This is a genomic window from Lewinella sp. IMCC34191 (genome assembly GCF_003390935.1).
GTDB lineage: Bacteria > Bacteroidota > Bacteroidia > Chitinophagales > Saprospiraceae > Neolewinella.
On sequence record NZ_QNQZ01000001.1, the window covers coordinates 159,952 to 173,764 of the forward strand.

The window sequence follows — 13,813 nt, forward strand, 5'->3', positions numbered from 1 at the left end:
GCTACCATGACTAACCGAATCCTACCGACCCTGACGCTGCTGCTCATCAGCCTGTTCGCCCACGCCGGTGGCGGGATGTGGCTCCCCCTTCTCCTCGAGAACCTCAACGAAGAGGAGATGCAGGCAATGGGTATGGAGATCACCGCCGAGGATATCTACAGCATCAATGAAGGCAGCCTCAAGGACGCCATCGTTCACTTCGGCGGATTTTGTACCGGTGAGGTCGTCAGTGACCAGGGGCTCGTACTCACTAATCACCACTGCGGATTCGGGGCGATCCAGGATCATTCCACGCTGGAGAACAACTACCTGCAGGACGGATTCTGGGCCATGGACGGCTCGGAAGAGTTACCTAACCCCGGTCTTTTCGTCACCTTTATCGTCTCCATCGACGACGTGACCTCCCAGATCCTTGCGGGAGTTACGGATCAGATGAGTGAGAAGGAACGGGCGCGAACCATACAGGCAAATACCACCGCCCTCAAACTGGGAGGTGAGCTAGGCGCGTTTGAGGAGGTTCTGGTAAAACCCTTCTACGAGGGCAATCGCTATTACGCCTTTCGGACGAAAACCTACAATGACGTCCGACTGGTTGGAGCACCCCCTTCCTCAATCGGGAAATTCGGAGCGGATACCGATAACTGGGAGTGGCCGCGCCACACCGGCGACTTCAGCCTTTTCCGCATCTACACCGCGCCGGATGGCAGCCCCGCCGACTACGACGAGGCCAACGTGCCGATGCGGCCCAAACGGCACCTGGAAGTCAGTACGGCCGGCATCGACCCGGGGGACTTCAGCATGATCTTTGGCTTTCCCGGCACCACGGAGCAGTACCTGCCCGCCGTGGCTATGGAGCAGCGTACGGAGATCATCAACCCCATCCGCATCGGGATGCGCGACCTCAGTCTCGCCGTCATCGATAGTGCCATGCGGGCGGACGAACAGATCCGGATCGATTACGCCAGTAAACAGGCCCGCATCGCCAACGCCTGGAAGAAATGGCGGGGCGAAAGCCAGGGCGTGGAGGCCGTCGGTGCCGTAGCCCACCGTCGCCAAATGGAGCGCGACTTCGCCGAGCGGCTGGCCGCCAAGCCATCGGCGCAGGAGAAATACGGGGCACTCATTCCCGAATTGAACCGACTGTACACGGATCGGCTGGAACTGGAAAAAACGCGGGCCTACGTCGGTGAATTGAACTATAATATTGATCTTTTCCGTCTGGCTAACATCCTGGATGCCCAGTTCGCCATCGCAGATAACAACGGTATGGACGCCTTCCGGCAGCGTAGTGAACGGCTGCTTACGTACCTGCAGGGCATCTACGACGGGTACAGCCCCGCCGTCGACAAGAAGGTAGCCCGAGCTTTATTGCCGGAGTACTACGAGAAATTACCTTCTCAATACCAGGCTGCGTACGCCCTGGATCAGCGGGAATTCGCCGGTGGCTACGACGAACTGATCGACGATCTGTTTGACCGCAGCTACCTGACGCGGGGCGACCGGGTACTCGATATGTTGGCCGCTGATCCCGAAGCTTTCGTGGAGACCATCCGGGCCGACCGTGCGTTTCAATTCGTGCGGCAGCTCAATCGCCTCAACGAAAGCCGGGTAGTTGACGTGTACAACGAGTACGCGGACCGCATCAACGGGCTTCAGCGTACCTATATGGACGGCCTGCTGCGCTTCTTTCCCGAACGTCGCCTCTATCCGGATGCCAACGGCACCCTACGGGTCAGCTACGGCAAGTTCGAGGGTTTTACCGGCCTGGAGGGGAACACCTACGATTATATGACCTACCTGGATGGCGTAATGGAAAAGTACGTGCCGGGCGACTACGAATTCGACGTGCCCGAGCGCCTCATCGAGCTGCACGAGGAACGCGATTACGGTCCCTACGCAACGGAAGTTGGTAAAATGCCCGTCTGCCTGCTCGGGTCCAACCATACCACCGGTGGCAACAGCGGCAGCCCCGCCCTGAACGGAAAGGGGCAGCTGGTAGGCCTTAACTTCGACCGCACCTGGCAGAGCACGATGTCCGACGTCTACTACGATCCAACGATCTGCCGCAACATCATGGTAGATATCCGCTACATCCTCTTCCTGATCGACAAGTTCGGACAGGCCCCGCACCTGGTCGAGGAAATGACGCTGATAAACTAAAGGCCGAAGATGTGGGCGACGCAGCGCAGGAAATATAGCCTACGGGGTAACGACAAGCCTTCTGGTCACCATCCGACCCTCCAGCGACAGGCGGAAAAAGTAGATACCAGGGGTCAGATCGTTCGTCGGGACGGTGGCGGAGAGATCTCCCGTAACCTGAATGCCGCGTTGTTCCTTCGCGATACGGCCGGCGGCATCGTAGAGCTGCCAGTCGGCCGTTCCGTGTCCCAGTCGATTGCCGGTCACCAGGAACGACTGACCGGGGGCAACCGGGTTCGGATTAATCGCGATGGCTGCGTCCAGGGCCGGATCCATCGTCGCGGTGCTGATGACCGCACCGTTGAAGAATTGGTAGGTCGCGCTAAAGTCTCCCGACACGTCGTAGCGGTTTACGGGTCGGACGCGCCAGTAGTAGCGCTTCTGAGGGGCGAGGATGTCCCGGACGGTAGCTGTCGTATCCGAGGTAAAGAAGGAGTAGGTTACTTCATTACCGAAAGTACCCGTGCTATTAACCTGGACGAGGTAAAAATCCGCGTTGGGGACCCGGTTCCAAACTAGGTCGACGACGTCCGAGTAGGGCACTCTTTCGAAGTTCTCCGGGGCCAACAGGTCGATGTCTTCCGCTTTCGCGGCCGTGAACTCGGGGACGACAGTGCTCGCCAGTCCGATCCGGTTGGTGCCCAGGTTGGTATTCATTGCCGTGATTTGCTCCTCGGAAAACTGCTCGACGCAGCCGTCGAAGGCGTAGCTCATGATATTGCTGGCCGGAACTTCGAAGGCGGTGCCGTCGGGGTCCTGAAAGCTGTGGAGGTAGTTTCCGTCCGCCTCACAACGCCAGCGCTCCGGCAGGTAGTCGGGTGATGTATCGCAAAAGCCGTCGGCGGCGTCCTGGCAGTTGCTGCCGTCGACGCGCTCCACCTCCACCGTACGCCCGTTCAACGATAGCGTGGCCGGAGCCGGGCTGTCGCGGTAGGCGTCTTCAACGGCTTTATTGGTTTCGAAGGATTCCCAGCCGTAGAAGGTATGCCGGAGACCGAAAAAGTGTCCCAGCTCGTGGCTCCAGGTGCGGTCGATACCGTTGATGCAGTCGATGTCCAATACGACGCCGTCGGCACTCGGGCTGTAGTAACCGCAGGCACCGGCGGCCCGGCCGACGATGTAGCTGTTGACCATATTATCCCGGTTGTAGTTACGCATCAGTTCGTTCCCGCCGTCGAACTCATGGTCGTAGTAGGCGGTGCTGTTCAGGTAATCGATCTCGTTGTCGATGAAGAAGCGGACGTTGATCTTGGCGAAGTCCTCGTTCAGAAACTCAAAGCTCTTCAGCACCGTCAGCGGATCGGCATAACCGAATCCATCGTCGTCGCCCAGCAGTGTAAGGTGCACCGGAACGTATTGTACCTCGACCGATTTCGGGCGGCGGGCGATCTTGCCGGCGTGGTAGGCTTCAAGCCAGGGGGAATAGCCGGGCGTCGCGCAGGCGTTTTCGGGCGGGGCGTTTTGGGCGAAAAGCGGGCGCAATGCGAGAAAAGACAAAACAAAGATCAGGGGTAGACGTACAGACATCTGTAACATTTAAGGAATAAGCGTAAAAGTAGCCAACCTGATCGCAGCGAACCGTCTTGTCGGCGGCATTTATCCGGGTCCGGTAGAATTTGGCTACTTTCGCCAGTCCGAAACTTGGCTCTAGCGAGGCGCTTTCGTGCCCCTCTGGCCGCAAACCGCAAAATAAACTTAAGCGATAATATGAGTAAAGTAACCGTAGTCGGCGCCGGAAACGTAGGTGCCACCGTAGCCAACGTACTGGCCCACATGGACCTGGTCCGGGAAATCGTCGTGCTCGATATTAAAGGGGATACGGCCCGTGGCAAAGCTCTGGATTCCTGGCAGCAGGCCAGCATCGATGCCTATAGTACCCGACTCACCGGCACGGAGAACTACGCGGACACCGCCGACAGCGACATCGTTGTCATCACGGCCGGTATTCCCCGCAAACCCGGCATGAGCCGCGACGATCTTATCTCTACCAATGCCAAGATCGTGACCATGGTGACCAAGTCCATCATGGAGCACAGCAAGAACCCCATCATCATCGTTGTATCCAACCCCCTCGACGTGATGACCCACGCGGCCTTTAAAGCCAGCGGACTGCCCCGGAACCGGGTATTCGGTATGGCCGGTATCCTGGATACGGCCCGTTACCGTGCCTTCCTGGCGACCGCCCTCGACGTCAGCCCAAAAGACATTCAGGCCATGCTGCTCGGCGGCCACGGCGATACGATGGTGCCGCTGCCCCGCTACACCACCGTCAGTGGTATTCCCGTAACGGAGATGATCAGCGAGGAGGACCTCGACGCCATCGTCGACCGCACCAAAAAGGGTGGGGGAGAGCTCGTCAAGCTGATGGGCACCTCGGCCTGGTACGCTCCCGGAGCCGCCGCGGCCCAGATGGTCGGAACGATCGTCCGCGACGAGAACCGCATCTTCCCCTGCTGCGCCCAGCTCGACGGAGAGTACGGCCTCAAGGACATCTTCCTGGGCGTACCCGTGAAGCTTGGCAAGGAAGGCATCGTCCAGGTGATTGAGCTAAAACTCAATGACAAGGAAATGGACCTGCTCAACACCAGTGCCGACCACGTGCGCGAGGTGATGGAGGTCTTCGAGGGACTGGAAATCTGAGTTTTTCAGTAGCCAACAATTACCGACCACCGGGTGCCCAATTAGGAGGCATCCGGTGGTTTCGTTTTGTGGGTATTCAGGTCCGATGCTGCTACCTCAGTCCGCCGCTGGCCTACCGTCGGATCTGAGTAACAGCACTCCGACCCCGCTGAGCAACAGGACCTCCTCCAGGATGGCTACGGCGGCCATGGCCAGCGCGAACGCAACTACGCGGGTCGGTGGGTACGTCATAATGTACGGCAGGCGGAAGCAGGCCAGGATTAAAACCAGTAGGACGCAAACGACCAGGGTGGGGCACCACCACAGCCTGTCCGTACGAAGCACTTCAAGATCGCCCGGGGAAAAGCTCTTCAGAAGCACGAAGCCGGTGGCCAGTATAACGTAGCGTCCCGCCGCACTATAGAGTAGTTCGACGGTCAGTGAGCTCTCCGGTGACAGGAAATACCGGGCGGAAAAAGCCAGCGCGGTAATGCTTACGATGAAAACTAGGTAAAGTATCAGCGTTCGCATACTCAGAAATGAAGGCTCAAAGAAAGACGGTGGGCTATGAAAAGTGGGTATTTCCACTTATACGAACGGGGACAGCAAGATTTGCCGCCTCCGTTCGTGAACCAATCTATCAAACCCTAGGCAATCGTTTGCTACTCTTAAAAAGCCGACGGTGATGGTACCAACGCAACCGTAGCACGCACCCCTCCACGTGCGCGAGGTGACGACACTCTTCGAAGGGCTGGATAGTAGCTAGTGGGTACCGGACAGATTTACGATGCAAAGGGATCGGCGGCTGATCCGTCGGTCCCTTCGTCATTCCGGCCGGCTCCTCAACCCTTATTGGTGGATTCTTGTATATTATGTCAATCTCCCTTATCTCCCCAAGCATGGACCAAATCAAGCCGACCGTTATCAATCCACAGGAAGCTGAGAAGCTGGAGCGCATCGCTTTTATCCTGAAGACGGTAGCCCACCCACTGCGGCTCGGGATCGTCCATTTGCTGGAGCAGCATCCGCGGCTTAGCGTGACCAGCATCACCGACGCGCTGGAGTCGGAACAGTCATTGGTCAGTCATCACCTACAGACGATGAAGCTGAAAGGCATCCTAAGCGCCAAGCGGGACGGCCGCTCCGTCATGTACTCGTTGAAGGAGCGTGACGTGAGTCTGATTATCGAGTGCCTGGAGAATTGCCAGTGTAATATGTGAGGGTAGCATATAACAGCGTGTTGACTAAACACCAGTCGTTTTTCCTTGATATGCATGGAAAGTTCGATATGGACACGTCGACCGTATTTCTGCCTACTGCGGCTACAAGCGGGTTGTTGGCCACCATGGCCTGGTATTCCATGGTGGTGAGCATGTTTTCGCTACTGGCTTCCTTCTTATTTTCCGCCCAGACCCGTACCCACGTGGCACCGGAACACAATACCAGCCGGGTGCTGACGGCGTGTATCGGACTGGTGGCGGGGATTTCGTACTACTTCATACAGGACTACTACCGATCCTTTCTGGCTACGACCGGCGGGGTACCAACCTACGCGGAAAGCAAGGATGCTTTTCTGGCCATCGGGCAGCTACGCTACATGGATTGGACGATCACGACTCCGCTGCTGCTGATCAAAATGTTTATGATGGCCGGAGTGCGGAAAAGCCGGGGCTACCGATTGCTGGCGATTGCCCTGCTCGGCGACGTCTGGATGATCGTGACCGGCTACATCGGCGACCAGCAGGTGGCGGCGGGGAATGAGATCCTGGTAGGGCCCCGCCTGGTGTGGGGAGCGGTTTCCACCATCGGCTACCTGGCCGTTGTATATGCGCTGTTCCGGGTTTGGAAGGAAAACGTTCCCGGCCGGCAACCCGTAGAGCAACGCGCGTTCCGATACATCGCCCTGACGGTGGTGACGCTATGGGGCGTCTATCCCATCGGCTACATCCTGATTGCGGTCACCGGAATGAATCCCGACGTACTGCAGATCGCCTTTTCCGTTGCAGACATCATCAACAAAGTAGGCGTGGGTATCGTGGTGTATCTGGCCGGATCGACGATGCTGACCCAGCGGATTGACATCCAGTCGCGGGAATACGCCATGAACGTCGGCTAACGGGTGCGAGCAGGGGAAAGGGACAGCGGCTTAGCTGAATTGTTTTTACCTGCGCTCGCCGCCCAAGTCCCCTTATGCTATATTTGCGGCCATGACGGAAAAGGTACTCATTCTCGATTTCGGTAGCCAGTACACCCAACTCATCGCACGCCGCATTCGGGAGCTGAATGTTTTCAGTGAGATCGTACCTTTCAATAAGGTCCCGAAGCTGGACGACAGTTACAAGGCGGTCATTCTGAGCGGAAGCCCCTTCAGCGTGCGCGAGGAGCGCGCGCTGCGGCCCGACCTAAAGAAGATCGTTGGTAAGCTACCGGTCCTGGGTATCTGCTACGGTGCCCAGTACATTGCCGACTTCTACGGTGGCACGGTGAGCCGCAGCCTGAAACGAGAGTACGGCAAGGCCAACCTGGGCCGGATCCACCGCCCCGACGGACTATTCGCTAACATCGAAACCGGCTCCCAGGTATGGATGTCCCACGGCGACACCATCGAGCACCTTCCGGAAGACTTTGAGCTGCTGGCATCTACGGCCGACGTGGAAATTGCGGCCTTCGGTAGCCTGGGCGATCGCTTCGAGGCACCCGTCTACTGTATCCAGTTTCACCCGGAGGTGTACCACAGCCTCGACGGCAAGCAACTGCTGGAAAATTTCGTGCTGAATATCGCCGGCTGTCAGGGCGACTGGACGCCCGCTCACTTTATCGAGCAGACCGTGGAAGAACTCCGCACCAAGATCGGAGACGATCGCGTGCTGCTCGGACTCAGCGGGGGCGTGGACAGTTCGGTAGCTGCCATGCTGTTGCACCGGGCGATCGGCGACCGCCTTTTCTGCTTTTTCATTGATAACGGGCTGCTGCGCAAGAACGAATTCGAGGAAGTGGAGCGCAGCTACGAGGGCATGGGCCTGAACGTCTCGGCCATTGACGCGAAGCAGGAATTCTATACGGCGCTGGCGGGCGAAAGCGACCCGGAGAAAAAACGCAAGGCGATCGGCCGGGTCTTCATCGAAGTATTCGAGCGCGAGGCCAAGAAGCTCACAAACATTAAGTATCTGGCGCAGGGGACCATCTACCCGGACGTGATCGAAAGCGTCAGTGTACACGGTCCTTCGGTGACCATCAAGAGCCACCACAACGTGGGCGGGTTGCCCGAAAAGATGGGCCTGAAGATCGTCGAGCCGCTCCGCAACCTCTTCAAAGATGAGGTACGGCGCGTAGGGGGAGAACTCGGCATGCCCGCGCATCTGATCGGACGCCATCCGTTCCCCGGCCCGGGTCTGGCTATTCGTATTCTCGGAGATATTACGCCGGAGAAAGTTCGACTGCTACAGGAAGCCGATGCGATCTACATCGATAAAATGCGGGAGTACGGTCTTTACGACCAGGTCTGGCAGGCCGGTACCATTCTGTTGCCCGTTCAGAGCGTGGGCGTGATGGGCGATGAACGTACCTACGAGCAGGCTGTTGCGTTAAGGGCCGTCACCTCCACCGACGGTATGACGGCCGAATGGAGCCACTTGCCCTACGAGTTTCTGGCCGCCGTGTCGAGCTCGATTATCAATAATGTAAAAGGAATTAACCGCGTCGTTTATGACATCAGTACCAAGCCACCGGCAACTATTGAGTGGGAGTAGCGCCTGGTGCTACTGGCTACTCGCTCTGCTGCTCACAACGGTCGCCACTTCCTGCGAATTATTCCGCCCCGTCGATACTACCGGCCCGACCACCAGCACCCGCCCCGACCGGGATGGAGAGGACCTCGATGCCGTTCAAAGCCGTCGCGTTTTTGACGAGGAAAGCGGCAATTACGTCTACGTAAGCGCACCCACCCAGCCGATGGATACCATCGAATGGACGGTAATTGATCCGATAGACAATCCGCCCATCGGCACCGATACCAGCTATACGTACACCCCGGTAGATGTCAACTCACCGGCCGCGGCCGGTCTGCCACCCGTACGTCAATTGGGTACCGGCCGGAACGGTTCTCGCATCCTGAGCGGCTACGGCGTCGACTTCGTGCTGCCCTTCCTTTCAGACCGTAACCTGGACGGTGCCCGGGCCGTAGATCCTAATTCACTCTGGGCGCTGCACTTCTACAGCGGTGCGGAACTGGCTCTGGAAGATATTCGCGCCGAGAACGGTGAGATTTCCTACGACGTCCGGGTACAGGACTCCCGCGCCAACCCCGAACAGATGCGCAACGTGCTGCTTTCTCCCGAGTACCAGCGTTCGCAACTGATCATCGGCCCCTACCTGAAAGAGAACGTCACCGTGGTGGCCGATGCGGTCAACGGCCTGGAAAAGGTGCTGATCTCTCCCTACAGTGCGGCTACCGGTATCAGTGAGCAAAACCTCAATTATATCCAGGTCAATCCGACGCTGGAAACGCACCTGCGCGAGCTCATGGGGCACGCATTTCGTACCCAGGGGGCCGACCGGATCGTCCTCGTGGCTCCCTCCGGCCAACGGGCACGCCTGGCTTACTTCCAGGATGAGTACCGCTTACTCACGGGCGACGATCAGGCCCCACCACTTGAAGAATTGCTGATCGGGGAGGAATTTCCCGCTTTGGATACCCTATTGGACGGACAGCGCACCGTATTTATGGTGCCGGTCTACGACAATGAAACCTTCGTGGCTAATTTCCTGCGGCAGGTCTACCAGGCTACGGCCGGTGACGGCGGGGATCGGGTGGCCGTCTATGGTCTGCCCCAGTGGGCTAATTTCGAACGGCTCAACCCCGATTTCCTGGAAAACACCAATGTACACATCAGCAGCAGCGTCTTTATCGACCCGCTGGATCCGGCCGTTCAATCCTTTCGCCGTCGGTTTTACGACCACTACGCCGCACTGCCACGCGATGAAGCTTACATTGGTTACGACATCACCCGCTACTTCCTTAAAATGGCGGGCCGCTACGGTACACGCTTTCAGTTCGAGCTCGAGGATAATCCCGAGGATCTGATCCATACCAGTTTCCGCTTTGCCCCGGTTGCCGTCATTCCGGCGGATGCCGCCAACGTGGAGGAGGCGGTGATCGACCGGTTTGAGAACCGCTTCGTCAACATTCTGAAGTACACCGACTACGCCTTCAAGCGGGTGAACTAGTGCGCGTTGCCTTTAGCCCGGTTTATCGCTACGAACTGCCGCCGAAGCACCGCTTCCCGATGGAAAAGTACACCCTGCTGCCCGAGCAGTTGCTGTACGAAGGGACCCTACAGGAATCGCAGTTCTTCACGGCCCGGCCACTGAGCGAGGAGGCAATCCTACGCACGCATACGGAAGCGTACTGGGACAAGCTTAAGCAAAACACCCTCAGCCGGAAAGAAGCCCGGACCATCGGTTTCCCCATGCGGCCGGAGTTGGTAGCTCGCGGCCGGATCATTGCCCAGGGAACACTGGACTGCGCGCGCTATGCATTCGCGGATGGGGTAGCGCTGAACGTAGCGGGAGGTACCCACCACGCCTTCGCCGATCACGGGGAGGGCTTCTGCGTGTTCAACGATATCGCCATCGCCGCCAATGAACTCCTGCATGCCGGGGAGGTAAGTAAAGTCCTGGTCGTCGATCTGGATGTCCACCAGGGAAACGGGACGGCCAAACTGTTCGCCGAGGAACCCCGGGTCTTCACCTTCAGCATGCACGGCGCGCGAAACTATCCGGTACGCAAGGAGAAGTCGGACCTGGATATCGGATTGCCCGACGGTTGCGGCGACGAACTCTATCTGGAAACGCTGCGTCAGCACTTGCCGGGCCTGCTGGATGGAATAAAACCCGATCTGGTCTTTTACCTGAGTGGAGTAGACATACTGGAGACGGATAAACTCGGCCGCCTGGCCGTATCGCTCAGTGGCTGCAAGGAACGTGACCGGTTCGTGCTGGAGAGCTGTCGGCAACGGAACCTGCCGGTGGCGATCAGTATGGGGGGAGGGTATAGCGAGCGGCTGGCAACCATCATCGAGGCGCACGCGAATACCTACCGGATAGCGGCCAGTTTGTACGGCTGAGCGACTAGCGGAAATAGAGCATGATCGCGATAATGGCCGCGACGACCAGTCCGACGGCCAGCAGCGGAAACTGGCTGTTGCGATACTTATCGACCAGGCGTTCGAGGGCTTCGTTCCAGGTCAGGCGGGTGCCGATGGCTTCGCGACAGAAGAAGAGGTAACGGTGGGTCATATTCGCGGCGTTGCCGTGGCGACGCAGGATGAGGAAGTCTTCGTCCAGAAAAGCCAACTCATAAAGGAAGCTGTCGCGCATAACGCTCTGCCCGATGATGATGCGTTGCCCACTTTCCTCCACTTCGTAAGCCTGGGCGGAGACGACCCCGTCGGTTACCACGCGGATCTCCCCGCGTCCGTAATCCTGAAAGTTGTAGAGTTCCACCTCGGTGGCGCCGGGGCGGTCGGTCATCTTGACCCAGTTGAGGGTGTAGAGGGGGCTGTCTTCGGGCAGTACGTTGGGCTCGCTGAACTGAGCCACGGCGGGCAGCACGCCCTCGATCATTTCCTCCAGGGTGGCATACTCCGGAAGCTGCAGGTTAAAGGGTTCCGCGATCTTATCCAGTAACCGTTCCTCCATGCCGGCTAAATTACGGCTTGCTATCGGCTTGTGCCCATTCGGATCGCTTACCGAAGTACTTTTTAGCCACGACGAGCAGTCCGAAGCTTTCGGCACCCTCCTTTTCGGTAATGGCATGGTGGTGGCCGTGGGCACGGAGGATGGCACGGCTGTACTTATTGTCGAGCTGACGGAACCACGAGAAACGCCGGTGAATGTATACGTCGTGGATGAGGAAGTAGATCGCGCCGTAGATACTGATACCGATACCGACGAAGGTTAGCCAGAACCAGCCGTCTACGTTGAGACCTATTATATAGGACGCGGCACTGGGAATGGCGAAGACCAGAAAAAACAGGTCGTTCTTCTCGAAAAAACCTTCTTTTTCGGGGTGGGGGCGGTGGTGGTCTTCGTGCCATACCCACAGGGCGCCGTGCATCAGGTACTTATGCGCGGCCCAGGCCACGAATTCCATTCCGGCTACGGTAGCTACGACGATACCTATATATAAAAGGACTTCCATACCTCCATAAAACGGGGCAGCATGGGGATGGTTTATGCCATTCGTGACCGGACTTACCACGCGTTCCCACCTGTCGGGCTACCCGCTGGTTCCGCCTTACCACATTTTACCACCCGCCAGTAAGTTTGATCGTGCGGTAGAAGCCAAACAAATTGATTTTTATGCCTTAAATTTACCACATCGGCATACGCGAAAAGCGAATAGCGCGGACAATGACAGCATAAAGGTTTCATTGTCGCTATAATGTCAGCGCCTTGTTAGGATTCAAGGAAAAAGCTGGCAAAAAAAGTGGGGAAAAGTGGTAAGAAGTGTCACAAGGTGTTACCTTAGCGCATACGGTAGGTAAGCGTACCTGCCCGTGTATTTAGGTTTATGGCACAGCAGTATGACTTACTGGGCGAGTATTACGTAGCGCTTGACTCCAAGGGCCGCTTTCGTCTTCCCAGTAATCTACTCAAGACGCTAGGTGATAGAGACACTTTGAAATTTGTAGTTAACCGTGGATTTGATCAAAGTCTCACACTGTATCCAAAACCAGTGTGGGACTTGATCAAAATCCAGGTTGATAACCTCAATAAATTCAATCGCAAGAATCTCGCTTTCACCCGCGCCTTCTACCGCGGCGCAACCGAGCTGGTCCCCGATTCCGCGGATCGTCTCCTGCTTCCGAAGCAACTGCTGTCCTGGGCCAAAGTCGAAAAGAATGTGGTGTTGAACGCCATGAACGATAGAATTGAAATTTGGGCGGAAGCCGAATACGAAGAGATGCTGAACGGGGAGTTGGAAGACTACTCCGAACTGGCGGAGGACGTGCTCGGTGGTTCGAGTATCACGGAACCCGGCCTATAGATGGCTTATCACGTTCCGGTACTGGCCGACGAAAGCGTCGGTTTGCTGAACCTCCGTCCGGGAGGAGTTTACGTAGATGCTACTTTCGGTGGCGGTGGCCACAGCCGCTTCATCCTCGAACGCGCGGGGTCGCAAGACATTCGCCTGTTTGGCTTTGACCAGGATGAGGAAGCCGCGGCCAATGCCCTGGACGATAGCAGATTTACCTTCGTAGCCGCCAACTTCCGTAACCTGACCAATTTTCTACGCCTCTATGGCGTGGATAAAATTGACGGCCTGCTAGCCGATCTTGGGGTATCCAGCCACCAGTTCGATCAGGCCGAGCGCGGGTTCAGCTTTCGCTTCGACGCGGAGCTGGATATGCGCATGGGCAAAGGAGCCGACCGCACGGCCGCCGACGTAGTTAACAACTACAGTCCGGAGGACCTGCAGAAGGTGCTAGGCGAATACGGCGAAGTACGAAACGCGCGCTCACTGGCCCTCGCCATCGCGGAGGCCCGGGAGCAAGCACCCATCGTGACCATTCAGGACTTCCTGCAGGTGGTCAATCCGTGGGTTCGGGGCCAACGCCCGCGCTATCTGGCGCAGGTGTTCCAGGCGCTTCGCATTGAGGTGAACGATGAGATCGGCGCCCTTACTGATTTATTGGCGCAAGCCACCAACTTACTGATACCAACACACGGCCGACTCAGCGTCATCAGCTATCATTCGCTGGAAGATCGCATCACGAAAAACTTCCTCAAAACCGGCAACGCGGAAGGCGTCGTCAACAAAGACTTTTACGGGAAAATTGACCGTCCCTACAAAGTCCTGACGAAAAAACCCGTGCTGCCGGATGCCGAAGAGCTTCGGCAAAACTCCCGGGCCAGAAGTGCCAAGCTGAGGGCCGGGGAGCGTATATGAGGCAACAGGGGCCGGCCGTGCGGATGACACCGTACGGCCGGC

The 13,813-nt window shown here is 57.5% G+C and carries 13 protein-coding genes; 9 read left to right on the plus strand and 4 right to left on the minus strand.

Annotation, left to right across the window (positions count from 1 at the left end):
- Positions 1 to 6: 6 nt before the first annotated feature.
- Complete coding sequence (locus DRW39_RS00660) at positions 7 to 2,160, plus strand: S46 family peptidase (RefSeq protein ID WP_116105066.1); 2,154 nt, start codon at positions 7 to 9, stop codon at positions 2,158 to 2,160.
- A 39-nt stretch (positions 2,161 to 2,199) separates the two neighbouring features.
- On the opposite strand, the gene DRW39_RS00665 is transcribed toward DRW39_RS00660, so the two are convergent.
- Positions 2,200 to 3,726: a zinc-dependent metalloprotease gene (locus tag DRW39_RS00665; RefSeq protein WP_157975835.1), complete on the minus strand. Its 1,527-nt coding sequence runs from the start codon at positions 3,724 to 3,726 to the stop codon at positions 2,200 to 2,202.
- A 180-nt stretch (positions 3,727 to 3,906) separates the two neighbouring features.
- Between DRW39_RS00665 and mdh the strand changes: the two genes are divergently transcribed.
- A complete protein-coding gene (gene mdh / locus DRW39_RS00670; RefSeq protein WP_116105068.1) occupies positions 3,907 to 4,839 on the plus strand; it encodes a malate dehydrogenase in 933 nt (310 codons plus the stop codon).
- Between the two features lie 96 nt (positions 4,840 to 4,935).
- Here the strand turns inward: mdh and DRW39_RS00675 are convergent, their stop codons facing one another.
- Entirely contained in the window at positions 4,936 to 5,349 is a 414-nt protein-coding gene (locus tag DRW39_RS00675) for a hypothetical protein (RefSeq protein ID WP_116105069.1), read from the minus strand.
- Positions 5,350 to 5,717: 368 nt separating this feature from the next.
- On the opposite strand from DRW39_RS00675, the gene DRW39_RS00680 reads away from it, so the two are divergent.
- From DRW39_RS00680 to DRW39_RS00700, 5 genes are all read left to right on the plus strand, one after another.
- Complete coding sequence (locus DRW39_RS00680) at positions 5,718 to 6,038, plus strand: ArsR/SmtB family transcription factor (RefSeq protein ID WP_116105070.1); 321 nt, start codon at positions 5,718 to 5,720, stop codon at positions 6,036 to 6,038.
- A 50-nt stretch (positions 6,039 to 6,088) separates the two neighbouring features.
- Positions 6,089 to 6,934, plus strand: a complete 846-nt coding sequence (locus tag DRW39_RS00685; RefSeq protein WP_116105071.1) for a bacteriorhodopsin — start codon at positions 6,089 to 6,091, stop codon at positions 6,932 to 6,934.
- Between the two features lie 91 nt (positions 6,935 to 7,025).
- On the plus strand, positions 7,026 to 8,567 hold the full coding sequence (guaA, locus tag DRW39_RS00690) for a glutamine-hydrolyzing GMP synthase (RefSeq protein WP_116105072.1): 1,542 nt from the start codon (positions 7,026 to 7,028) through the stop codon (positions 8,565 to 8,567).
- Complete coding sequence (locus DRW39_RS00695; protein ID WP_157975836.1) at positions 8,524 to 10,044, plus strand: ABC transporter substrate-binding protein; 1,521 nt, start codon at positions 8,524 to 8,526, stop codon at positions 10,042 to 10,044. Before guaA ends, DRW39_RS00695 begins: the two co-directional genes overlap by 44 nt.
- Positions 10,044 to 10,943: a histone deacetylase gene (locus DRW39_RS00700; RefSeq protein WP_232830027.1), complete on the plus strand. Its 900-nt coding sequence runs from the start codon at positions 10,044 to 10,046 to the stop codon at positions 10,941 to 10,943. Before DRW39_RS00695 ends, DRW39_RS00700 begins: the two co-directional genes overlap by 1 nt.
- 4 nt (positions 10,944 to 10,947) lie before the next feature.
- Here DRW39_RS00700 and DRW39_RS00705 read toward each other — a convergent pair whose 3' ends face one another.
- Positions 10,948 to 11,517, minus strand: coding sequence for a hypothetical protein (locus DRW39_RS00705; protein WP_116105074.1), 570 nt, complete (start codon positions 11,515 to 11,517; stop codon positions 10,948 to 10,950).
- A gap of 10 nt (positions 11,518 to 11,527) precedes the next feature.
- Positions 11,528 to 12,019: a fatty acid hydroxylase gene (locus DRW39_RS00710; RefSeq protein WP_116105075.1), complete on the minus strand. Its 492-nt coding sequence runs from the start codon at positions 12,017 to 12,019 to the stop codon at positions 11,528 to 11,530.
- 372 nt (positions 12,020 to 12,391) lie between these two features.
- Here DRW39_RS00710 and DRW39_RS22760 point away from each other — a divergent pair, with 372 nt between their 5' ends.
- Both DRW39_RS22760 and rsmH read left to right on the plus strand, forming a co-directional pair.
- The gene (locus DRW39_RS22760) at positions 12,392 to 12,868 is read left to right on the plus strand and encodes a division/cell wall cluster transcriptional repressor MraZ (protein ID WP_116105076.1); all 477 of its coding nucleotides are present in this window, start codon (positions 12,392 to 12,394) and stop codon (positions 12,866 to 12,868) included.
- Positions 12,869 to 13,771, plus strand: a complete 903-nt coding sequence (gene rsmH, locus DRW39_RS00720; RefSeq protein ID WP_116105077.1) for a 16S rRNA (cytosine(1402)-N(4))-methyltransferase RsmH — start codon at positions 12,869 to 12,871, stop codon at positions 13,769 to 13,771.
- Positions 13,772 to 13,813: the final 42 nt, after the last annotated feature.